Origin of the sequence: Rhodococcoides corynebacterioides NBRC 14404 (genome assembly GCF_001894765.1) — a bacterium.
In the GTDB taxonomy this organism is placed as follows: Bacteria; Actinomycetota; Actinomycetes; order Mycobacteriales; family Mycobacteriaceae; genus Rhodococcoides; species Rhodococcoides corynebacterioides.
On the sequence record NZ_BCWV01000006.1, the window covers coordinates 124,895 to 147,352 of the forward strand.

General features: G+C 72.4%; 16 protein-coding genes. 6 read left to right on the forward strand and 10 right to left on the reverse strand.

Annotated features, from left to right (window positions below):
• Positions 1–23: 23 nt before the first annotated feature.
• Complete coding sequence (locus RC2_RS14890; protein ID WP_068146387.1) at positions 24–3,464, reverse strand: ATP-dependent helicase; 3,441 nt, start codon at positions 3,462–3,464, stop codon at positions 24–26.
• 51 nt (positions 3,465–3,515) lie between these two features.
• On the opposite strand from RC2_RS14890, the gene RC2_RS14895 reads away from it, so the two are divergent.
• On the forward strand, positions 3,516–4,310 hold the full coding sequence (locus tag RC2_RS14895) for an alpha/beta fold hydrolase (protein ID WP_068146389.1): 795 nt from the start codon (positions 3,516–3,518) through the stop codon (positions 4,308–4,310).
• A gap of 42 nt (positions 4,311–4,352) precedes the next feature.
• Here RC2_RS14895 and RC2_RS14900 read toward each other — a convergent pair whose 3' ends face one another.
• Entirely contained in the window at positions 4,353–5,828 is a 1,476-nt protein-coding gene (locus tag RC2_RS14900; protein ID WP_068146391.1) for an aminotransferase-like domain-containing protein, read from the reverse strand.
• On the opposite strand from RC2_RS14900, the gene RC2_RS14905 reads away from it, so the two are divergent.
• Together RC2_RS14905 and RC2_RS14910 are read left to right on the forward strand one after the other, a co-directional pair.
• Positions 5,827–6,042 carry a hypothetical protein gene (locus RC2_RS14905; protein WP_068146394.1) on the forward strand — a complete coding sequence of 72 codons (216 nt, stop codon included), beginning with the start codon at positions 5,827–5,829 and terminating at the stop codon, positions 6,040–6,042. The two genes, RC2_RS14900 and RC2_RS14905, sit on opposite strands and share 2 nt — an antisense overlap.
• A 9-nt stretch (positions 6,043–6,051) precedes the next feature.
• Positions 6,052–7,839, forward strand: a complete 1,788-nt coding sequence (locus RC2_RS14910) for an NTP transferase domain-containing protein (protein ID WP_068146397.1) — start codon at positions 6,052–6,054, stop codon at positions 7,837–7,839.
• Here RC2_RS14910 and RC2_RS14915 read toward each other — a convergent pair.
• The 8 genes from RC2_RS14915 to RC2_RS14950 form a co-directional block, all read right to left on the reverse strand.
• Complete coding sequence (locus tag RC2_RS14915; protein ID WP_068146399.1) at positions 7,781–8,533, reverse strand: sirohydrochlorin chelatase; 753 nt, start codon at positions 8,531–8,533, stop codon at positions 7,781–7,783. The two genes, RC2_RS14910 and RC2_RS14915, sit on opposite strands and share 59 nt — an antisense overlap.
• Positions 8,530–9,738 (reverse strand): uroporphyrinogen-III synthase, encoded by a 1,209-nt coding sequence (locus RC2_RS14920; RefSeq protein ID WP_245811134.1) that lies wholly within the window; start codon positions 9,736–9,738, stop codon positions 8,530–8,532. The genes RC2_RS14915 and RC2_RS14920 overlap by 4 nt, the downstream gene beginning before the upstream one ends.
• On the reverse strand, positions 9,735–10,136 hold the full coding sequence (nirD, locus tag RC2_RS14925) for a nitrite reductase small subunit NirD (protein ID WP_068146404.1): 402 nt from the start codon (positions 10,134–10,136) through the stop codon (positions 9,735–9,737). Before nirD ends, RC2_RS14920 begins: the two co-directional genes overlap by 4 nt.
• A gap of 103 nt (positions 10,137–10,239) precedes the next feature.
• Positions 10,240–12,735 (reverse strand): nitrite reductase large subunit NirB, encoded by a 2,496-nt coding sequence (nirB, locus tag RC2_RS14930; protein ID WP_068146406.1) that lies wholly within the window; start codon positions 12,733–12,735, stop codon positions 10,240–10,242.
• Positions 12,732–14,294 carry an FAD-dependent oxidoreductase gene (locus RC2_RS14935; RefSeq protein ID WP_068146409.1) on the reverse strand — a complete coding sequence of 521 codons (1,563 nt, stop codon included), beginning with the start codon at positions 14,292–14,294 and terminating at the stop codon, positions 12,732–12,734. Before RC2_RS14935 ends, nirB begins: the two co-directional genes overlap by 4 nt.
• Positions 14,291–16,432 carry a molybdopterin oxidoreductase family protein gene (locus RC2_RS14940; RefSeq protein ID WP_068146412.1) on the reverse strand — a complete coding sequence of 714 codons (2,142 nt, stop codon included), beginning with the start codon at positions 16,430–16,432 and terminating at the stop codon, positions 14,291–14,293. The genes RC2_RS14935 and RC2_RS14940 overlap by 4 nt, the downstream gene beginning before the upstream one ends.
• Positions 16,429–17,826: a nitrate/nitrite transporter gene (locus RC2_RS14945; RefSeq protein ID WP_139277426.1), complete on the reverse strand. Its 1,398-nt coding sequence runs from the start codon at positions 17,824–17,826 to the stop codon at positions 16,429–16,431. The genes RC2_RS14940 and RC2_RS14945 overlap by 4 nt, the downstream gene beginning before the upstream one ends.
• 375 nt (positions 17,827–18,201) lie before the next feature.
• Complete coding sequence (locus tag RC2_RS14950; protein ID WP_068146423.1) at positions 18,202–19,482, reverse strand: CynX/NimT family MFS transporter; 1,281 nt, start codon at positions 19,480–19,482, stop codon at positions 18,202–18,204.
• Positions 19,483–19,563: 81 nt separating this feature from the next.
• Here RC2_RS14950 and RC2_RS14955 point away from each other — a divergent pair, with 81 nt between their 5' ends.
• The 3 genes from RC2_RS14955 to atzF all read left to right on the forward strand — a co-directional run bounded on the left by RC2_RS14955 (position 19,564) and on the right by atzF (position 22,448).
• The gene (locus RC2_RS14955) at positions 19,564–20,226 is read left to right on the forward strand and encodes a FadR/GntR family transcriptional regulator (protein WP_068146426.1); all 663 of its coding nucleotides are present in this window, start codon (positions 19,564–19,566) and stop codon (positions 20,224–20,226) included.
• Between the two features lie 336 nt (positions 20,227–20,562).
• Positions 20,563–20,736, forward strand: coding sequence for a hypothetical protein (locus RC2_RS18970; protein ID WP_156509728.1), 174 nt, complete (start codon positions 20,563–20,565; stop codon positions 20,734–20,736).
• Complete coding sequence (gene atzF, locus RC2_RS14960; RefSeq protein WP_068146430.1) at positions 20,733–22,448, forward strand: allophanate hydrolase; 1,716 nt, start codon at positions 20,733–20,735, stop codon at positions 22,446–22,448. Before RC2_RS18970 ends, atzF begins: the two co-directional genes overlap by 4 nt.
• The last annotated feature ends 10 nt before the right edge of the window (positions 22,449–22,458 follow it).

Consider the following 22,458-nt stretch of genomic DNA (forward strand, 5'->3'; position numbering starts at 1 on the left):
CTCCGTCACCCGTCATCCCCCCATCACCCCTCCGTCACCTGGCGTCCTCGATCCTGCGCGGGACAGGCCGTCACCACAGGGCAGTGGCGGCACCCGTCGTTGACCCGCGCCTCGAACGTCGGCCCGCGCGTGGCCTCGGCCGCGGCGACGACGGTGTCGCGCCACTCCTCGAGCTGCTCCGGGGTGGGAGCGGCCTGCGTGCGTTCCTTGGCACCGGTTCTGCCGTGGGGCTGTGCCACGTACACGAGGCGGCCGCCACCCGGCTCGCCCGCCGGTTCGCCCTCGACGGCACCGGCCGCGAGCGCGACCTGATAGGTCGCGAGCTGCGGATGCTGGGCGGCCACCGCGGCCGTCACCGCGTTCTTGCCCGTCTTGACGTCGACCACCACCGGGCGCCCGTCCGGATCGTGCTCGAGGCGGTCGATCCGGCCACGCAGCCGCACCGCAGGCTCGTCGGGCGACCGCGGTTCGAGGACGCCGTCGACGGGCACCTCCACGCCTGCTTCCGTCAGTTCGCCACGGGACCGTTGCATCCAGTCACGGAAGGTGTCGATCATCGCGGACGTGCGTGCCAATTCCCGTCGCGAGTACCACTCCGAGCCGAGATCGACTGCGCTCCAAGCTCGGTCGAGCTCCCGGCGAACCTCCTCCGGCGGCACCCGCCCGGCGACGGCCTGCACGATGGTGTGCACGAGGTTGCCGGTGACCGCGTGCACGGTGTCGCCGTCACGACCACCGTGCCGCTCGAGCGCCCAGCGCAACGGGCAGGTCGAGAGCACCTCCACCGTCGACGGCGACAACGACACGGCCGCGCCGTCACCGCCGTCCTGCCTGTCGGAACCCTCCCCGTCGGAACCCCAGAGGGCCGCCGCGGTGCTCGCGCCCCCGGTGCCGTACCAGGTGTCCGGATGTGCACCGGGAATGCCGGCCGCGGCGAGGCGAGCCAGCGCACCGACCGCCCGGGCATGCCGCTCCGGGTCGATCCGCGCGCCCGTCTCGTCGCACACGACGGCACGCAGTTCGGCCACGACGTCGGGCAGGGCGAGCACACGGGTGTCCGCGGCGCGGTCCGCACCGTCCGCCGAGCCCGTCGCACCGTCGTCCACCCGGACCCGGTCCGACGCGATCAACTCGTCGACGAAGCGGGAGCGCAACGTCTCCTCGCCGCCGGTCACGGAGTCCACTGCGGTGACGAGCAGCCCCTCCCGCGCCCGCGAACAGGCGGAGAGAAACAGGCGACGCTCCTCGGCCAGCAACGGTGCCGTCCGGGACAGTCGGCGATCGACGTCGCCCGCGGCGGTGGTGACACCGGCGTCGATGTCGAGCAGATCCTCGACGCCGAGGAGCGTTCCGCGGGGACGGAGAGCCGGCCACAGCCCGTCCTGCACTCCCGCCACGACGACGACGTCCCACTCACGACCGGCCGCAGCGTGGGCACTCACGATCTGGACTGCGTCGGGGACGACGGTGGCGCGGCGGCCCTCGGTGGCCGGGATCTCCTGGTCGAGAACGTGATCGACGAAGCCGCCGAGAGTGCTGCGCGGCAGCGCGTCCACGTAGGACGCGGCCGTGTCGAACAGCGCGACCACACTGTCGAGGTCGCGGTCGGCCTGACCACCGAGCGGGCCACCCCGCGCCGACGCTGCGACCCAGCGCCGCTCCAGCGTCGTCGCGGTCCACGCAGCCCACAGCGCGTCCTCGACCCGACGACCGTCCGGACCGACCGCCACGGCCGCGGCGCGCACGACCTTGCGCAGCCGACGCAGCGGCGCAGCCTCGACGTCGGTCAGCGCGTCGACCAGAGCGCCGACGCCGTGATCCGCCGTCGTGCCGGTGCCGCCGTCGAGCACGGCGGCCCGGACGAGCTCCGCCGAGTCGCGGTCACCACCCTGTGCGACCTCCGCTCGGCGCAGGCCGCGTCGCAGACGGCGAAGAGACAACGGATCCGCCCCGCCGATGGGACCCTCGAGCAGCTCGACTGCGTCGTCCACCGTGAAGTCCGCCGCACCGGCCGGGTCCGCACTCCGGCTCGCGACCACGGCGCGCAGCACCCCCAGCAGGGACGCCGCACCGCGTTGGCGCGACAGCGGGAGGGCGGCGGCGGACGTCACCACGGGAACCCCGGCCGCGAGCAACGCTCGCCGCAGCGGGGCCGCCGACCGGGGCACCGATCGCACGATCACGGCCATGTCGGACCACGCGACGCCGTCACCGAGGTGCGCCCGACGCACGGTGTCCGCCACGACCGCCGCCTCCTTGGCAGCCGAGGTGGTGACGACCACCCGGGCCGGCGCCACCGCGCGAGTCCGCGACGAGGAGTTCCCCGCACCGCCCGGTGTCGGTCCGTCGGCCGGGTCGTCGCGGAACCCGGATGCCCCTCGATGGTCGTGGCGACCGGGGAGCGTCCGGGCGACCGACGCGGCCGCTGCTCCGACCGGGGCGGTGGCACGATGATTGTGCGTCAACACGATTCGCGTCTCCGGGTCCTCGAGCAGGAACGCCGGGTCCGCACCGCGGAAGGAATACACGGTCTGGTCCGGGTCGCCCACGATCAGCACCGTCCCGGCCCCGGACGCCACGGCGCGGACGATCGTGGCGGCCTGCGGGTCCAGATGCTGCGCGTCGTCGACCAGGACGTGCCGGATCCGGGCACGTTCGCGAGCGAGCAGCTCCGGATCGGTGGCGAATGCCGTGAGAGCCGAGCCGACGAGCTCTGCGGCGTCGAGGCCCGGTGACGTCGCCTCCGGCGTCTCCACCCCCACCGATCCACGAAGAACCATCGCTTGCTCGTACTGCGCGGCGAACTGTCCGACGGCGACCCAGGCCGGTCGCGCGTGCCGGCGGCCCAGCTTGACCAGATCCTCCGGGCCCAGACCGCGTTCCGCGGCCCGCAACACCAGGTTTCGCACCTCGGAGGCGAAACCCGACAGCCCCAGCGCCGGGCGCAGGTGCTCGGGCCACCGCGCGGCCCCGTCGGCCAGCTCGCCCTGCAGCATCTCGCGCACGATCGAGTCCTGCTCCGCGCCCGTGAGCAGCCGCGGCGGTGGGTTGCCGTGCGCGGACGCCTGCAACCGCAGAACGGCGAAGGCATAGGAATGCACGGTGCGAACCAACGGCTCCCGCGTGGCCCGCCGGGCGGATGCGCTCTCACCGCGCGCCAGCAGCCCCGCGGTGATGCGTTCGCGCATGTCGACCGCTGCACGACGGGACTGGGTCAGGACGAGCACCGATTCCGGATCGACCCCCTCGTCCCTGATGCGGGCCACCGCGACGTCCGCCACCAGCGACGTCTTGCCCGTCCCCGGACCGCCGAGGACCCGCCGGACGCCGGCGTCACCGGGGGCGAACAGCGAGGCACAGTCCCCCGGCCACCGACGTTCCACCCGCTCGACCGGCAGCGGGCGCACCAACCGCGCACCCGCGACCGGCGCCCCGACCGGGCCACCCGACGTCCACTCCCTCATGACGCGATTGCATCATGGGAGTCCGACACGACCGCCGCGCGAGGAGCTTCGATGACCGACCCGTCCGTTCATCTCTTCGGCCCCACCGACGGCCCGACGGTGCTCGCCGTCCACGGCATGACCGGCCACGGTCGACGCTGGCGGGCGTGGAGCGAACACCTGCCGCACGCACGGGTGATCGCGCCGGACCTCATCGGCCACGGACACGCGCCGTACACGCCGCCGTGGTCCATCGAAGCGCAGGTGGCCCGGTTGTCCGCGGTGCTCGCGGCCCACGGTGGCGGGCCCGCCGTGGTGGTCGGACACTCCTACGGGTGCGCCCTGGCGTTGCACCTGGCCCGGACCGAGCCGGCCGCCGTCGCCGGGCTCGTCCTGCTCGATCCGGCGGCCGAGCTCCCGCCGGACAGGCTGCTCGACGTCGCGGAGTCGACCGTCCGACACGACGACTACACCGATGCGGACGAGGCGCGCTCGGACAAGGTGCACGGGGCCTGGAACGACGTCCCGACCGAGTTGCTCGACGAGGAGCTCGCGGACCACCTGATCGACGCCGGGAACGGCCGGGTGCGGTGGCGCACCGGCACCGCGGCGGTGGTGGCGTCCTGGGGCGAACTGGCGCGCCCGATGGCCGTGCCACCCGCGTCGATCCCGACCGTGGTGGTGCGCGCGAGTCGGGTGAGCCCGCCCTACCTGTCGGACTCCTGCCGGGAGCGTCTCGCCGCCGCACTGGACCACGTCACCTTCGTCGATCTCGACTGCGACCACATGGTTCCGCAGGCGAAGGGGCCCGAATCGGCGGCCGTCGTCGCCGACCTGCTCACCACCGTGGCGACCGCGCGTCGATGACTCCGTGGTGCTCACGGGCGCCGATCCGCTCCTGGACTCCGGTCACACCACCGCCTCGGGGACCGCGCGCGACGGAACGCGTTCGCGTGGACCGGCGTTCGCCCCACCCATGAGCTCCGCCAACACCGCCACGGCGTCCTCGATCTCCGCGGGAGTACGGGTGAACGGGATGCGCTGACACTCGTCGAACGCGTAGCCGGTGCCGAATCGGGTTCCGGGAGCGAGCATCAGGCCGCGCTCGCGGGCGCGGTCGACCAGATCCGTCGATCGTTCGCCTGCGGGGAGAGCGCACCAGAGCGACAGCCCACCCGGCGGCGACCGGAACGACCAGCCCGGAAGCGACCGGCTCAGTGCTGCGGTGAGCGCGTCGCGGCTCGTCCGTAGCTGATCGCACCGGTGTGCGACCACGGCCTCGTAGTCGCCGAGCAGTTCGATCGCGGCGTACTGGTCGATCAACGACACCGTCAACTGTCGCGCGCTGTAGACGGTCGCGACGGCGGCCAGGTGCGCCGGGTCGGCCCGTACCCACCCGACCCGAAGCCCGCCCCACACGGACTTGCTGAGCGACCCCACGGTCACCGCGGCACGATCCGGCACGGGGGCGCCGAACGGCTCGGTCGGTCCGTGTCCGTCCAGGTCGAGGTCGACGGACACCTCGTCGACCACCGTCACCACACCGCGACGATGAAGAGTGGCGGCCAGACGACGACGCGTGTCGGTCGGCAGGACCGCGCCGGACGGGTTGGCATGGTCCGGCATGAGGTACGCGAGAACCGGATCGTGCTGCCGCGCAGCGCGATCCGCGGCCTCGACGAACGCGTCGGGGTCGTTGGGATCGAGGGCGACGGGGATGCAGGTGGCGCCCACGGCACGAAGCGTGTCCAGCGCACCGGGGTAGGTGGGGTGTTCCACCAGGACGCGGTTGCCGGGCCCGACGAGTGCGGCGACCACGGCGTGGATCGCGTCGGTGGCGCCCGCGGTGATCATGACCTGATCGGGCGTGGTCGGCAGGCCACGCGCGGTGTAGCGCCGCGCGATCGCCTCCCGCAGACGAGAGGCCCCGCCCGGTACGTAGCCGGGGTGCGCGGCCGTCGTCGCGAGCCCGCGGGCGGCCGCCTCGTACGCCGCACCGAGGAAGGACGACGCGGGCGGCGCTGCATTGACGAACTCGAGAACGTCCGGTCCGTCACCGATCACCAGACGGCCCCAGGGGCGGGTGTCCGAGCGCGGAACCACGAAGGTGCCGGCCCCGTGCACCGACGTGAGCACGCCCTGCTCGCGGAGCTCGCGATAGGCGGAGGCGACGGTGACTCGCGAGACACCGAGGACGCGGGCCAGGACGCGTTCGGACGGCATGCGCGCCTCGGCGGCGACGGCACCGTCCTCGACGAGGCGCTGCAGATCGCGCGCCAGGCTCGCGTACATGGGCCCGACGCGGCCGAGCACCGCGGTCATGTCGAGGCTCTGCGCGAGCGCGCGGGCCGTGACGGACTCCCGGAGACGGGACGGTTCGGTCATGGGTCCACTCTCGCACAGTGGACCGCTCCCCGGCGTTCTCGAACGGTCCACACTCGGTGACATGATCCTCGGTGGCCTGCTCATCGCCCTCCTTGCACTCGCCCTCGTCGCCACGGCTGCGACCGTGCGTTCCGGTGGCCGCTGCGCCCCGGCCGGACCGCCGCGCAGCCACGCCGTGGGCGGCACCACGAGTCGTGGACATCGCCTGGACTAGGCTCGGGTGATGCCGGAACGCTCCCCTGGCGTCGACGCGATCGTTCTCGCCGGAGGTCGTGGGTCTCGGATGCCGGGTACCGACAAGGTCCTCGCGACGGTCGACGGACGCACCCTCCTCGGCCACGTCCTGACGGCCACGGCGTTCTGCGATCGGGTCGTCGTCGTCGGTCCCCGCCCCTCCGCGCTCGACGGCCCCGCCGCCGCCGATCTCCGATTCACCCGCGAGACACCGCATTTCGGCGGTCCGGTCCGCGCCCTGCGCGCCGGGCTCGAGGCGATCGACCGGAGCGCGGACCCCGTGCCGGCGTCCGACGACGACGTGATCCTCACCGTGTCCGCGGATCTGCCGTTCGTCCACGAGAACGCGCTGCGCAGTCTGGTCGACGCCCTCCGCTCCCGCGAGGTCGACGCGGTCTTCGCCACCGACGCCGCGGGCCGGGTCCAGTACCTCGTCGGCGCCTGGCGTCGCGGCGCGCTCCAGCGTGGGGTGGCGGCCGCGCTGGTCGGCGTCGACGACACCCGCGAGCGCGGGCCGTCGGTCCGTGCGGCGCTGCCGCAGGCGACGGCGACGCTCGCCCTCGACGACGTCGAGGACGTCGACACACCCGAGGATCTCGCGGCCGCACGCGCGCGGGCCGAGCGGTCCCCCGATCTCGACGCCGCGCGTCGGAGAATTCGTGCCCGCGTCGCACCCCTGCCGGTTCGACACGGCCGCCCGTCCGATCACTACGGCGGGTGCCTGGCCGACCCGATGGTGGCCGTGCGCCCGTTCCCGAGTTTCGACACCTCGGCGATGGACGGATGGGCGGTGGCCGGGCCGGGCCCGTGGAAGGTCGACGACGGCGTCGTCGTCACCGCCGGGTTCACCGGAACGACTGCCGTGGCCGACGGGCGGGCGGTCCGCATCGCGACGGGCGCACCGGTTCCGGTCGGCACCACGGTGATTCGCGACGAATTCACCGTGCGTTCCGGTGACGACCTCCGCCGACGACCCGACGCCCCCGTGCGTGACGACGCCCGCCGGGTCGGCGAGGACTGGGCCGTCGGGGCCGTGCTCGCCGGCGCCGGTCGGTCCGTCACCCCGGCCCTGGTGTCCACGGCGTTGTCGGCCGGCGTGGAGTCGGTGACGCTGCGCGCCGCGCCGCGCGTGGACGTGGTGCTCTCCGGCGACGAACTCTCGGACTCCGTCGACCCGCCGCCGGGATCGATCCGGGACACCGTCGGTCCGGTTCTGCCGCACTACCTTCGGTGGTGCGGTCTCGACCCGGTGTCGACCCGCCGTTGTCGCGACACCGACGACGACTTCGACGAGGCCCTCGCCGCCGGCGACGCGGACGTGGTGGTGATCGTGGGCGCCACGGGATTCGGCGCAGCCGACCCGCTGGCCGATGCGCTGGCCCGCGCCGACGCCCGTCCGGTCGTGCGCGGTCTGGCGTGCCGCCCGGGCGGCTCGACATCGGTGTCGGTGACACCGTCCGGCCGCCTCGTGGTCGGACTTCCCGGCAACCCGTTCGCGGCGGTGGCCACCGCATGCGCGATCCTGCCGGACGTCGCACGAGCCCTCACCGGTGGCGCCCCACGTCGGCAGTACGGCCTTCCCGCGCAGCCGATCTCGTCGTCCACCGTCACCCGGCTCCTGCCCGCGACGGCGACGGCGGACGGCCGGTGGCGCGTCGCGGACACCGTTCGCACGGCGCACCTGGCCGCGTTGGTGGAGTGCGACGCGCTGGCGGTGGTCAGTCCCGGCCGGGCCCCGGACGAGGCGATCGAGATCGTGCCGCTGCCGCCCAGATGACGTCGACCCCGGCTCGATAGCGAGCCACCACCAACTCGGTCACGCCCGGATGCACGCCCAGGGGCTCCGTCACCCCGGCGGCTCCCGTCGCTCCCAGCCGTGTGTGGAACAGCCCCGGCGCCAACAAATACGAGGCGACGACGACCCGATCGCCCGCGGCGTGTGCCGTCGCCACCACGTCGGTGACGCGGGGCTCTCCGGTGGCGACGTAGGCCACCTCGACGGGACGCCCGACCACCGTGCCGAGCTGATCCGCGGCGGTCCGAACGTCGGCCAGCGCTCGCACGTCCGAGGAGCCGGCCGCGGCCAGCACCACCCGATCCGCGGGTCGCAGTCCCGTGTCCCGGAGTCGCTCCCCCATCACCTGCGCGAGCGCGGGGTCCGGGCCGATGGCCGGCGTGACGTGCACGTGTCGGTGGCCGCTCTCGGTGATCTCACGCGGGAGGTCGGCGTGGACGTGGTACCCGGATGCGAGGAACGCGGGGACGGCGATCACCGGCGCGTCGGCCGGGAGGTCCCGCAGGACGTCGGCGGGCGAGGGTCCCAGCACGTCGACGAAGGCCACCCGCACCGACGGGCCGTGCGTGGGGTCGGAGAGTGCTCCCGCCACGGCGTCGGCGAGCCGGGCGATCGTCTCGACGCCGGCGGGGTTCCGCGTGCCGTGGGCGACCAGCAGCAGGACGGGATCGGTCACGGCACACGCTCCTCGTGGTCGACGGCAGGGGCACCGTCGTCGGGCGACGGGTCGAGATCGAGGCGGTACCCCCGTTTCACCACGGTCGCGATGGCGCCCGGGGCGTCGAGGGCGGACCGCAGGCGTGCGACGGCGGTCTCCACGGCATGGGTGTCGTCCCCACCGCCCGGCAGGGCGGCGAGCAGATCCTCGCGCGAGACGACGGCCCCGGGTCGACGGGCCAGGGCGTCGAGGACGGCCAGCCCGGCCCGCGGCACGACACGCGGCTCGCCGTCGACCAGCACCGTGGTCGAGAGCAGCCGAAGGGCGTGACCGCCGCAGCGCAGCGTGGGAATTCGGGCGGGCAACTCGTCCGCGACGTGTCGGACCAACGCACCGACGCGGGCGCGGGCGGGGGCCGTCGTCGGGATCCCCATGGCGTCGAACGGCCCGGCCGTGACCGGTCCCACGCAGACCGGGACCACTCGGGTACGGAATGCGTGTTGGAGCGGAGCGACCAGGCCCGTCTCGGCCGCCCGCATCATCATCGAGGCGACGGCGGGGGCACTGGTGAAGGTGACGGCGTCGAGCTCGCGGCACACCGCCGCCTCGATCAGTCGGTCCATCGGTGCGGGGTCGTCCGGCGGGACCCACCGGTACACGGGTACCGGGACGACGGTCGCGCCGGCGTCGCGCAGCCCGTCGCAGAAGTCCGGCAAGGGTTCCCACTCGGTGGTGGCACCGTGCAGCTGCACCGCGACGCGCAATCCGGCGACTCCGTCGGCCAGGAGGTGCGAGAGCACTTCCGCGGACGATTCCGACTCCGGCGACCACTCCTCGCGTAGGCCGGCGGCGCGCAGTGCCCCGGTGGCCTTGGGGCCACGGGCGATGACTCGTCCGGCCGAGAGCGCGGCGAGCAACTCCTCCGCCACACCCCACCCCTCGGCCGCCTCGATCCACCCGCGGAACCCGATCCCCGTGGTGGCGACCGTCAGATCCGGCGGCGCGGCGACGATCTCGCGAGTCCGGGCTTCGAGCTCGACGTCGTCGGCCAACGGCACGAGTCGGATGGCGGGCGCGTGCAGCACCTCCGCTCCCCGACGGGTGAGCAGCGTCGCCAACTCGTCGGCCCGGCGCGCCGCCGTGATTCCGATCCTGAATCCGGTCAGCGGACGATCCGGGGCGGCCACTCCCACCGGAGAGGAGAGATCGGACGGTCGAGTCACGGCGTGGAGTGCTCCGTTCCGATCGTGCGGGGCCGGTCCGCAACGGCGATCAGACCGTCACGCACCTCGACCTCGTAGGTGTCCAGGCTCACGGTGGGCTCGTCGAGGCAACGGCCGTCCACCAGCGAGAATACCTGCTTCAGCAGAGGCGACGCGACGGTCGGCTCGCCGGCCCGGTCCCCCACCAGGCCGCGAGACATCACGGCGGCGCATCCGAAGGGGTCGATGTTGTCGACCGCGTACACGCTGTCGTCGCTCAGCCGGAAGACGGCCACCTGCCGCCCGTTCGGCAGCAGGACGGCCGCACCGCGGCCGGGAACGAGGACGTCCAGCCGCGTGGCGGTCACCCACCGGTCGGTCGAGCGCGACGTCACGGGGCGGGAGTCGATGACGGTCATGGTTACCTCCTGGAATGGGTGACCCGGTAGCCAGTTCTACGGGGCAGGTGTTTCTCGTCGGTTACGGCGCCGTTGCCCGTGTGTGTGGTCCTGACGGTCGGCCCTAGCGGGTGGTGCTCGGCATCCCCAGCAGCACCGGAACCTTGCGGGCCCCGGACTCGTCGAAGGCGACGGTGGGGTCCGGCTCGGCGGGGGCGTTGACGAACGAGACGAACCGCGCCAGCTTCTCCTCGTCCTCGAGAACGCCCTTCCACTCGTCGCGGTAGCCCTCGACGTGCGTGGCCATCGCCGCCTCGAGGTCGGCCGCGATGCCGAGGGAGTCGTCGCACACCACGCTGCGCAGGTGGTCGAGCCCGCCCTCGAGGCTCTCGATCCACGGCGCCGTCCGCTGCAGCCGGTCCGCGGTGCGGACGTAGAACATCAGGTAGCGATCGATGTAGCGCACGAGCGTCTCGTCGTCGAGACCGGACGCGAGCAGGACCGCGTGCTTCGGCGACTGCCCGCCGTTGCCGCCGACGTAGAGGTTCCAGCCGCTCTCGGTGGCGATGATGCCGACGTCCTTGCTGCGGGCCTCCGCGCACTCGCGCGCGCAGCCCGAGACGCCGAACTTGATCTTGTGCGGTGCCCGCAGACCGCGATAGCGGTGTTCGAGATCGACGGCCATACCCACCGAGTCCTGCACGCCGTACCGGCACCAGGTCGAGCCGACGCAGCTCTTCACGGTGCGGAGGGACTTGCCGTAGGCCTGACCGCTCTCCATGCCGGCGTCGACCAGCCGCTTCCAGATCGCGGGCAGCTGCTCCACTCGCGCGCCGAACAGGTCGATGCGCTGACCGCCGGTGACCTTGGTGTAGAGACCGAAGTCGCGCGCCACCTCGCCGATCACGATGAGTTGCTCGGGTGTGCACTCGCCGCCCGGCATGCGCGGCACCACCGAGTAGGTGCCGTTCTTCTGGATGTTGGCGAGGAAGTGATCGTTCGTGTCCTGCAGTGCGGCCTGCTCACCACCCAGGATGTGGTCCGACGACGTCGAGGCCAGGATCGACGCCACGACGGGCTTGCAGATGTCGCACCCGGCGCCGCGGCCGTGTGCCGCGACCAGGCCGGAGAACGTCCGGATCCCGGTCGCGGAGACGATCTCGAACAGCTCGCGACGAGACTGGGAGAAGTGCTCGCACAACGCCGTCGACATCTCGACGCCCGCTGCTGCCAGCAACTGCTTGACGGTGGGCAGGCAACCGCCACAGGTGGTGCCGGCGGTGGTGCAGCCCTTGATCGCCGCCAGGTCGCACGCGCCGTCGGCGATCGCCGAACAGATCGCCCCCTTGGTGACGGCGTTGCACGAGCACACCTCGGCGTCGTCGGGCAGCGCGGCGACGCCCAGCTTCTCGCCGGTCGGCGAGATCAACGACGCCGGATCCCCGGGCAGCGGTCGACCGACCATCGGCCGGAGGGTCGCGTAGGCGGACGCGTCGCCGACGAGGATGCCGCCGAGCAGCGTGGTGGCGTCGTCGGACAGGACGAGCTTGGCGTAGGTCCGCTTGGCGGCGTCGTTCAGCACCACCTCCAGCGCGCCCTCGGTGGCGCCGAGCGCGTCGCCGAAGCTGGCGACGTCGACCCCCATCAGCTTCAGCTTGGTCGAGAGGTCCGCACCGGGGAATTCCGCTGCGCCGCCGACCAATCGGTCCGCGACGACCTCGGCGGTCGAGTATCCGGGTGCCACCAGTCCGTAGCAGCGACCCTCGACGGCGGCGCACTCGCCGATGGCCCACACGTGCGGGTCCTCGGTGCGGCAGCTCGTGTCCGTGAGCACACCGCCGCGGTCGCCGAGTGCGAGTCCCGCGTCGCGGGCGAGGGCGTCGGCGGGGCGCACGCCCGCCGAGAACACGAGCAGCGACGCGTCGATCACGGTCCCGTCCGCCAAGGTGACGTCGATGCCGTGGCCGTTGTCCGCCACCGCCGAGGTGCCGACTCCGGTGTGCACGACGACGCCCAGTTCGGAGACCAGCCGCTTCAGCAGAGCGCCGCCGCCCTCGTCGACCTGCAACGGCATCAGTCGCGGTGCGAACTCGACGACGTGCGGCGTCATGCCCATCTGCCGCAACGCATTCGCCGCCTCCAGACCGAGCAGACCGCCGCCGACCACCACACCGACCGCCCCCTCGCCCGCCGCGTCGGCGCAGGCGCGAATGCGATCGAGATCGTCGACGGTGCGGTAGACGAAGCACCGATCGAGGTCGTGGCCGGGCACCGGCGGGACGAACGGGTACGAACCGGTGGCCAGGATCAGCGCGTCGTACGCGACGGAGTCGCCCTCCGAGGTGACGACGACGCGTCGTTCGCGGTCGACCGACACGGCCCGCACGCCGGTGCGCAGGGTGACGGCGTCGTCTCCGGCGTACTCGTTCCCGGCCAGCGCGAGTTCGCGGTGGTCCCACGTACCCACGTAGGACGACAGGCCCACCCGGTCGTACGCCGGGATCGGCTCCTCGCACAGCACGGTCACGGTCCAGTCGCCGTCGGTGTCGCGGGCACGCAGCGCCTCGACGAAACGGTGTCCGACCATGCCGTGTCCAACGACGACTGCGGTGCGGGTCATGTCGAGCTCCTCACGAGAGTGGCGGGGCGGGGATCGGAAGACGAAGCGGGAGTGCACGAATCGTCGCCGGGTGGGTCGACGCGGGGTGGGTCGGCGCTGGTTGGGTCGGCACGGTGCAGCCAGTCGCACAGGCCGTCGACGGCCGAGACGCAGCTGCCGCAGCCGGTGGTGGCGCGAGTCGCCTGCGCCATCGCCGCGGTGGTGTGGCACCCCCGTCGCCACGCGGACACCAGATGCTTCTTGGTGACGGTGTTGCAGCGGCAGACCACGGCCGCGTCGGGCATGGTCGACGGAGACGTCGTCTCGGCGGGGCCGCCGGCGAGGTGACCGAGCAGCAGGGTCATCCGGTCGCTCGGAACGGGCGTTCCGGCGTCGAAGTACTGGCCGAGCGTGCCCACCACCTCGGGGTTGCCGAGCATGACGGCACCGATCAGGCGGTCCTTGCGGACGATCACCTTGGCGTAGCGCCCGCGGGTGGGGTCGCTGAGGGTGAGGACCTCGGTCTCGTCGTCGTCGGGCGTCTCGACGCAGCCCATCGAGGCGAGGTCGATGCCGTGCGCCTTGAGTCGCGTCACCACGGCGCTGCCCTCGTAGGCGGGCCCGTCGACACCGCACAGATCGTCGGCGAGAACGGCGGCCATCTCCCACGCGGGCTGCACGAGCCCGTACACCTCACCGCGGTGCTCGGCGCAGTCGCCGATCGCGCGGATGTGCGGATCGGAGGTGCGCAACCGGTCGTCGACCACCACGGCTCGTCCGACGTCGAGTCCACAGGCGACCGCGAGATCGGTGTTGGGACGGGCGCCGGCGGTGACCACCACGAGATCGGCGTCGACCCCGGTGCCGTCGGTCAGGTCGACCTGGAGCGTGCCGTCGACGTGTCGTACGGCCGCGGCCCGCGCACCCAGAGCGATGTCCATGCCGAGCTCGCGCAGGACGCGGGCGAGAACGGCTCCCCCGGCCCGATCGAGCTGCTTCTCCATGGGGTGGGTCTTGGGGTGGACGACGGTCACCTGCGCGCCGCGCAGCGCGGCGCCGCGGGCGGCCTCGACGCCCAGCAGTCCGGCACCGACGACGACCACGCGGGAGCCTGGCCCGGCCGACGCGGCGATGACGGCGCAGTCCTCGAGGGTGCGGAAGGTGACGACGCCCGGCGCCGGCCGCCCGTCGTCGTCACGCATGCCCGGGACCGGCGGCACCGCGGCCGACGAGCCCGTGGCGAGAACGAGCGTGTCGTAGGTGTCGGTGCCGCCGTCGGACCGGGTGATCGTCCGGCATGCGCGGTCGATACCCGTCACGCTCACCCCGAGGTGGGTCCGGTCGGCATGGTCGTCGACCCACGAGGAGGGGCGCAGCCCGATGTCCTCCGGTCGCAGTCGGCCCGCGATCACCGTGGAGAGCAGGATGCGGTTGTACGCGGGGTGCGGTTCGTCGCCGTAGACGATCACGCGGACACGCTCACCGGTGGGATCGCGGCGCAGCACCTCGTCCTGCAATCGGGCCCCGGCGAGACCGTTGCCGACCACGACGACGCGGTGCGGTGCGGTGGTCACGGTCATGACGTCGGCTCCAATCGCACGGCGGCGACCTTGAATTCGGGCATCCGGCTGGTGGGATCGAGCGCGTCGTTGGTGACCAGGTTGGCGCGCTCGGCCCCGGCGAAGTGGAACGGAAGGAAGACGGTGTCGAGCCGCATCGTCGCCTCGGTACGCACCCGGGCACGGGTGGTTCCACGCCGCGAGACGACGGACGCGTCGTCCCCGTCGGCGAGACCCGCTCGCTCCGCGGTGTCCGGGTGGACCTCGACGAACATCGGTCCCGTGGCGTCGACCAGTTCCGCGACCCGTCGGGTCTGGGCGCCGGACTGGTAGTGCCCGAGGACCCGGCCCGTCGTGGCGAGGAGGGGGAAGTCCTCGTCGGCGGTCTCGGCGGGTCCGACGTGGTCGACGACGGTGAATCGTGCACGCCCACTCGGTGTCCGGAACCGGTCGAGGAACAGGCGCGGTGTGCCCGGATGGTCCACCGCGGGGACCGGCCAGTGCAGCGCCTCGCCGGCGTCGAGCCGCTCGTAGGTCACTCCGGAGTAGTCGGCCGGGCCGCCGGCCGAGGCGCGACGGAGTTCGTCGAACACGGTGGCCGCGTCGCGGGGGAAGCGGTTCGCGGGCTGACCGAGCCGCTCCGCCAGGTCCGCGAGAATGTCGAGTTCGCCGCGCGCACCGTCCGGAGCACGAAGTGCTCTGCGGCGACGCAGGATTCGCCCTTCCAACGACGTCATGGTGCCCTCTTCCTCCGCCCACTGGAGCGTGGGCAGCACCACGTCGGCGCGAGCCGCGGTCTCGGAGAGGACGAAATCGGTCACCACCAGGAGCTCGAGGGCGTCGAGGCGGTCGACGACGTGCGCCGCCCGAGGTGCGGAGACCGCGAGGTTCGATCCGTGCACCAGCAGGGCGCGGGGCCCGTCGGCGCGGCCCACGGAGTCGAGCAGTTCGTAGGCGCTCTTCCCCGGACCCGGGATGTCGGCCGGGTCGATGCCCCACACGCCCGCGACGTGCTCTCGCGCAGCGGGGTCGGTGATGGATCGATAGCCGGGCAGCTGGTCCGCCTTCTGCCCGTGCTCGCGTCCGCCCTGGCCGTTGCCCTGGCCGGTGATCGCCCCGTACCCCGTCCCCCGGTTCCCGGGCAGTCCGAGGACGAGGGCCAGAGCGATGACGGCGGAGACCGTGTCGGTTCCGGACGCGTGCTGTTCGGCGCCGCGTGCGGTGAGAACGTAGGCGCCGGTACCGGCGTCGCGGGACGTCGCCAGGGCTCGAACGGTCTCGCGCATCCGCGAGACCGGAACCCCCGTGACCCGCTCGGCTCGCTCGGGCCACCACTGAGCAGCCGTCGCCCAGTAGGCGTCGACACCCTCGGTGCGCTCGTCGAGGTAGTCACGGTCGGCGTAGCCCTCGACGACGGCCAGGTGCGTCATACCCAGGGCGAGTGCGAGATCCGTCCCCGGCGCGAGCTGGAGGTGCATACCGCCGGCCGCCAGTGCCCGGTCCACCGTGGGAGTCCGGCGAGGATCGGCAACGATCAGGCCCCCGGCCGCCGCGGCGGTGCCGAGGTGCGCGGTGAAGGGCGGCATGGTCTCCGCGACGTTGCCGCCGAGGATCAGGACGGCGCGGGCGGATCCGAGGTCGGACACCGGGAACGGCAGGCCCCGGTCCAGACCGAACGCCCGATTGCCCGCCGCCGCGGCCGAGGACATGCAGAAGCGACCGTTGTAGTCGATGTTGGAGGTGCCGAGCGCGACGCGGGCGAATTTGCCCAGCACGTAGGACTTCTCGTTGGTCAGGCCACCGGCACCGAACACGCCCACCGAGTCCGGACCGTGCTCGGCACGCAGCCTGGTCAACGTGTTCGCCACCAGATCCAGAGCGTGCTCCCACGTGGTGGGAACGAGGTCCCCGTCCATGCGGACGAGCGGGGCGGTCAGGCGATCCGGCACGCGCAGCACGTCGGCGGCCGTCCATCCCTTGCGGCACAACCCCCCTCGATTGGTGGGGAACTGTCGCGGTTCGACCGCTGCCGTCGCGGGTCCGTCACCGGTGATCGTCATGGCGCACTGCAGTCCGCAGTAGGGGCAGTGCGTGGCGGTCCCGGCGGTGGCGGGTGCGTGCCGCTCGACGCCGGCCGGACCGAATTCGACGACGGTCATACCGTCACCGCGGCGCGGTCCGACCGACGCAGGTAGACCCCCCGAGTCACCGCGGCGCACGCGACGTAGAAGCCGAGGAACACCCAGAACGCGCTGGTGGCGGACTTGTCCGCGCCGGTGTAGGCCGCACGCAGGACCAGGTTGATGCCCACACCGCCGAGGGCTCCGATGGCCCCGGCGATGCCGATGAGTGCACCGGACATCGTGCGGGACCAGGCGGCCCGCTCCTCGGCGGTGGCCTCGGTCATCGCCGCGGCCTTCGCCGCGAAGATGGCGGGGATCATCTTGTAGACCGACCCGTTGCCCAGCCCGGACAGGACGAACAGGGCGATGAAGCCCACCACGTATGCGGTCATCGTGGTGCCGGTCGCGGCGCCCGGTGAGGCGTCGTCGATCGTGCCGGTCGCCACGAGGATGCCGGCGGAGAAGATCATCGCGACGAAGGTGTAGAGCGTGATGCGTCCGCCGCCGAGTCGGTCGGCGAGTGCGCCGCCGATCGGGCGGGACAGCGATCCGAGAAGCGGTCCGAGGAACGCGATCTGGGCGGCGAGCAGCGAGGCGCGCGCCTGCAGTGCGGGGGTGACCGGGCCACCCTCGGTGAGACCGGCGAGGAAGTTGATCTGCAGCACCTGGCCGAAGGCGAAGCTGTAGCCGATGAACGAGCCGAACGTGCCGATGTAGAGGAACGCGATCCACCACGAGTCCGAGTGGCGGAGAACGTCGATCATGGAGCGACCGTTGGTCTTCTGGTTGTCGAGGTTGTCCATGAACATCGCGGCGCCGACGGCGGCGATCGCGATCAGCACGAGGTAGACGGCACAGACGATCTCCGGGGCGGTGTTGCCGACGGTGGCGATCACCAACAGACCGAGCAGCTGGACGACGGGCACTCCGATGTTGCCGCCGCCCGCGTTCAGTCCCAGGGCCCAACCCTTTTCACGCTGCGGGTAGAAGGCGTTGATGTTGGTCATCGACGAGGCGAAGTTGCCGCCGCCGAGTCCCGCGAACGCCGCGACGATCAGGTAGGTCGTGTACGAGGCGGGGTTGACCATGAACCACAGCGTCAGCACCGTGGGGATCAGCAGCACCAGTGCGCTGAACACGGTCCAGTTGCGACCACCGAAGGTCGCGGTGGCGAAGGTGTACGGAATGCGCAGGACCGCACCCACCAGCGTGGGAACGGCCACCAGGAAGAACTTCCCGGCGGGATCGATGCCGTACACGTCCATCGGCATGAACAGGACCATCACCGACCAGATCGACCAGATGGAGAAGCCGACGTGCTCCGCCACCACCGACCAGACGAGGTTGCGACGGGCGATCTGCTTGCCGCCGGCTTCCCACGCCTCGACGTCCTCGGGGTCCCAGTGGGCGATGCGGTGGTTGTGCACCACCGGAGCCGCGGACGTCGGTGCTGTGGACGTCGCTGCATTGTGGTCCGACACACTGGTCACGGACGGCCTCCTGATCTCGGGGAAGCCCAAAGATAGGAAACTCGTGTTGCGAGAACGCTTCTGGTTGTGACCGGTCGATGAATTCGACCTCACGTGTGCGCCCGGGGTGCGGTGAGGTCCGTGTCACGGGGTTGTGGAGCAGCCGGTTCGCGGGGCTGAGGCCGGTGAGGTCACGTCCGGAACGAGCGGATCCGCGCGACTTCCAGTGGTCCGCGCGTGGTGCAGCTGCAGCGGAGTGCCGGAACCGACGCGGATCCGGTCAGGGATACGGATCTGCCCGCCCCCGCGAGGTCGGGTCGTTCGCGCGGGTTGCCGTTACGGGGTGGGGCGGGCGGCGAGCACATCCTCGAGCACCCGCGGTCGGCACGCGGCGCGCGCCGCGACCAGCAGCACCACGACGGCGCCGGTGAGGAAGGCGAACGACCAGGTCCAGGCCCCCGAGGCCTCGTGCAGCGCGCCGAACAGCAGCGGGCCGGAACACGCCACGAGGTACCCCACTCCCTGCGTGAACCCCGACAGCGCGGACGAGCCCTTCTCGGTGCGGGTCCGCAGATTGATCAGCGTGAGGGCGAGGGGGAACGTCGTCGGGCCCGCACCCACCAGCACCACCCACAGCAGCGTCAGGTGTCCCGGCGAGAAGTACAGACCGGCGAACCCGGACAGGAAGAACACCGTGCAGGCCACCGCCACGGGGAACGGATCGACCACGCGCGTCGCCAACCACGGAGCCACCAACGACGCCGCCAGCCCCAGCGCGCTGAACACGCCCACGGCCACACCGCCGGCACTCTCGGACACCCCCGCCTCCACGAGCAACGACGGCAGCCAGGCGAACAGGGAGTAGGTGACCAGGGACGTCATGCCGAACATCAGCGCCATGCCCCACCCGAGGGACGTCCGCCACGGGGCCACCCGCGGGCCCTCGGGAGGCGAGGACTCGGCCTCGGGCGACGTCGTCGCCGCTGCAGCTGTCGCTGTCGCCGCGGTTCGGCCACGACGGTCGATCACACCGACCGCGAACCACGGCACGGCCGCGGCGACGGCCGCGAGACCCCAGAGCGCCAGGGACGCTCGCCACCCGAGGGCGTCGGCGACGGGCACCGCGGTGAGGGACGGGACGATGGTGCCGAACTGCAGGAAGCAGATGTAGACGGTGCTCATCACCGCCACCCGGTCGGAGAAGTACCGCTTCACCAGCGGCGGGATGACGACGTTGCCGACGCCCATGCCGGCGAGTGCCACCGCGGAGAGCAGCACCAGACTGGCGGTCCCGGGCGCGTACGAGCGCGCAAAGATGCCCACCGCGGTGACCAGGGCCGCCACCAGAGCAGTCCGTTCGAGGCCGAGTCGGACGGCGATCGCGGGTGCCGCGACGCCGAAGACCGCGAACATCAGCGTCGGCACCATGCCCAGAACGCCGATGATCCCGGCCCCGAAGCCGAGGTCGTCACCGATGCGCGGGAAGAGCGGTGAGATCGACGTCACCGCGGACCTCAGGGTGAACGCCGACAGCACGATCGCGGCGAACACGAGGACGCGTCCGCGGATCAGAGGCAGCGGCGCGGGGCGAGGTGCGGTGGAGGTGGGCGACGACACCGAAAAATCATAGGATGACTTCGTTCGTCGGGGCAAAGACCCGTCGTCGACGCCACACCGCCCCGATCGGAGGAGGACCGCGTGCCGCCCGCCCGCCCCAGCCTGATCGACCGGGTCACCGAGCGCCTGCGCCGCGAGATCGAGAACGGTACGTGGCCCGTCGGCACCCGCATCCCCACCGAGACCGACCTGGTCGAGCTCACGGGCGCGGGCCGCAACACGGTGCGAGAAGCGGTCGGGGCTCTCGTCCACGCCGGCATGCTGGACCGCCGCCAGGGGTCCGGAACCTACGTCGTCGCCGCCTCCGACGTCGCAGCCACCGTCGGACGGTTCCTTGCCGCCTCGCGATCCCGCGACGTGCTCGAGCTGCGACAGGCCCTCGACGTCACCGCGGCCACCCTGGCCGCGCGCCGACGGACCGACGAGGACGTCCGCATCCTGTGCGACATCCGCGATCGACGGATGCAGGCCTGGGACAACGACCGCGCCGGGGCTCTGGCCCTCGACACGGCCCTGCACCGCGCGATCGTCGCGGCCAGTCACAACGCGGTGTACCTCGAGTTCTACGACCTCGCCCTCCCCACCATCGAGGAATCAGTGTCCCGGCACGTCGCGGAGACACGGCGGGGGTTCCACGACGAGCACGGGGCCCTCGTCGACGCCGTGATCGCGGGAGACCCCGACGCTGCCGCCGCGGCCGCACGCCAACTCTTCGCCGAGGTCTCCGCCCACTACCCCGGCTGAGGCGGTCTCCAGCCACCCCCGATCCGCGCCGGTTCGAGCGATCCGCTTCGGCTGCAACCCGCGCGCACCACCGGAACCCGCGCGGATCCACGACACAGCCACGATCCGTCACCGCGCCGACCGGCACCGTTCGGTGCATGTCACGACGAGATGGATCTCGTAACACGGCCGTCACCTCGGATACGCAACTGTCACAGCGATTCTGCGGTCCGGAAACACCCGTCTCGTACCGTTCTCCTCGCATACCGCTCTGGGTACGCCTCTGTACCCGCGCACCTTCGCCGACCGGATCACGGCCGAGAACTATTCGTAAACATCGCTGTTCGTGATAGTGACATGAAACTCGAACTGCCCGTGACCGTCTCGGACGCCGTGCGCGTCGTCGCCGTCACCGTCGCCTCCGGTGATCGCGTCGAACCCGGCAGGCCCCTGCTGGTCACGGTCCCTGCCGGCACCCCGGTGCCCACCCCGGACCCCACCCCGAGAACCGAAGGGACCATCCCCGCATGAGCGTCGTCGACCGAATCGACCCCACGCTGCCCCCGTCGCAGCGGGTGGCCCTGGCGTACGAGCGCCTCGGCGAGGAGGACCGGCCGGAGGTGTGGATCGACCTGCGACCGGAGGCCGAGGTGCTGAGCGACGCGCACGCCGTCGAGCAGCGGCTCGCCGACGGTGCCGACCTTCCGCTCGCCGGGCTGCTCGTGGCCGTCAAGGGCAACATCGACGTCGCCGGACTCGCGACCACGGCGGCCTGCCCGGAGTTCGGCGCCGTGGCCGAGCGGTCGGCGACGGCAGTCCGACGGCTCGTCGACGCCGGCGCTCTGGTGCTGGGCACGACGAATCTCGATCAGTTCGCGACGGGCCTGGTCGGCACACGCAGCCCGTACGGCGCGGTGCGATGCGCGTGGGATCCCGACCGGGTGTCCGGCGGGTCGAGCGCCGGATCGGCGGTCGCCGTGGCACTCGGCGTGGTCGACGTCGCGCTCGGCACCGACACCGCCGGATCGGGCCGGGTGCCGGCCGCGTTGCACGACCTGGTCGGCATCAAGGCCACGCTGGGGCTGGTTCCCACGGCGGGCGTGGTGCCCGCCTGTGTGGACTACGACGCCGTCACGGTGTTCGCCGCGGACCTCGCCACCGCGGCCGCCGCGATGCGCGCGATGATCGGGCCCGACGAGGAGGACCCGCGGAGTCGGTCGTGGCCCGCGACAGTTCGCCTCGCGGCCTCGCCCCGGCCACGCGTCGCGGTGCCGCGGGCAGAGGACCTCACGGCACTGTCGCCGGAGTTCGACGCCGCGTTCGCGGCGACCGTCGACGGGCTGGCCGACCGTGGGATCGACACCGTCACGGTGGACGTCTCCGCCCTTCTCGACGCGGCCACGCTGCTCTACGACGGGGCCGTGGTCGCGCAGCGGTACGCGGCGGTGGGAGCGTTCCTCGAGACGGAGCCCGCGAGCGCGGACCCGACGGTCGCCGCCATCGTGCGCGGAGCCAAGGCGCCCGCGGCGCACGAGTACGTCACCGACCTCGACCGACTGACCCGGGTCCGTGCCCGCGCGGTGCGCATGCTCGCGGACGTGGACGCACTGCTGCTGCCCACCACCACCGAGCACCCGACCATCGCGGCGGTGCAGGCCGAGCCGGTGGCGATCAACCGCCGGATGGGGACGTTCACGAACTTCTGCAACCTGCTCGACCTGGCTGCCGTGGCCGTGCCCGGCCTCCCGACGGCCGCGGGCGATCCGTTCGGCGTCATGCTCGTCACCGACCGCTTCGACGATCAGGTCGCCGTGGACCTCGCGGCGCGCCTGATCGACGAGCCGGCTCCGGACCTCGGCGCGGGTGGCGTGGACGTCCTGGTGGTGGGCGCGCACCTCGCGGGCTTCCCGGCGCACGGCCAGCTCACCGAGCGCGGGGCGCGATTCCTGGGCGAGGTGCGCACCGCGACGGTGTACCGGCTGCGCGACCTGCGCACCGAGCCGCCGAAGCCCGGCCTGGTCCGCGTGGGCGGCGGCGGCGCCGAGATCGCCGGCGAGCTCTACCGCCTCGCCCCGGCTCACCTCGGTACGTTCCTGGCTGCGCTCCCGGCGCCGATGGGACTCGGTCCGGTGGAACTGTCCGACGGACGGTGGGTGACGGGCTTCACCTGCAGCCAGGAAGCCGCCGACGCCGGGACGGACATCACCGAGTACGGCGGGTGGCGGGCCTACCGGGCGCGCTGACGGCGGCGGA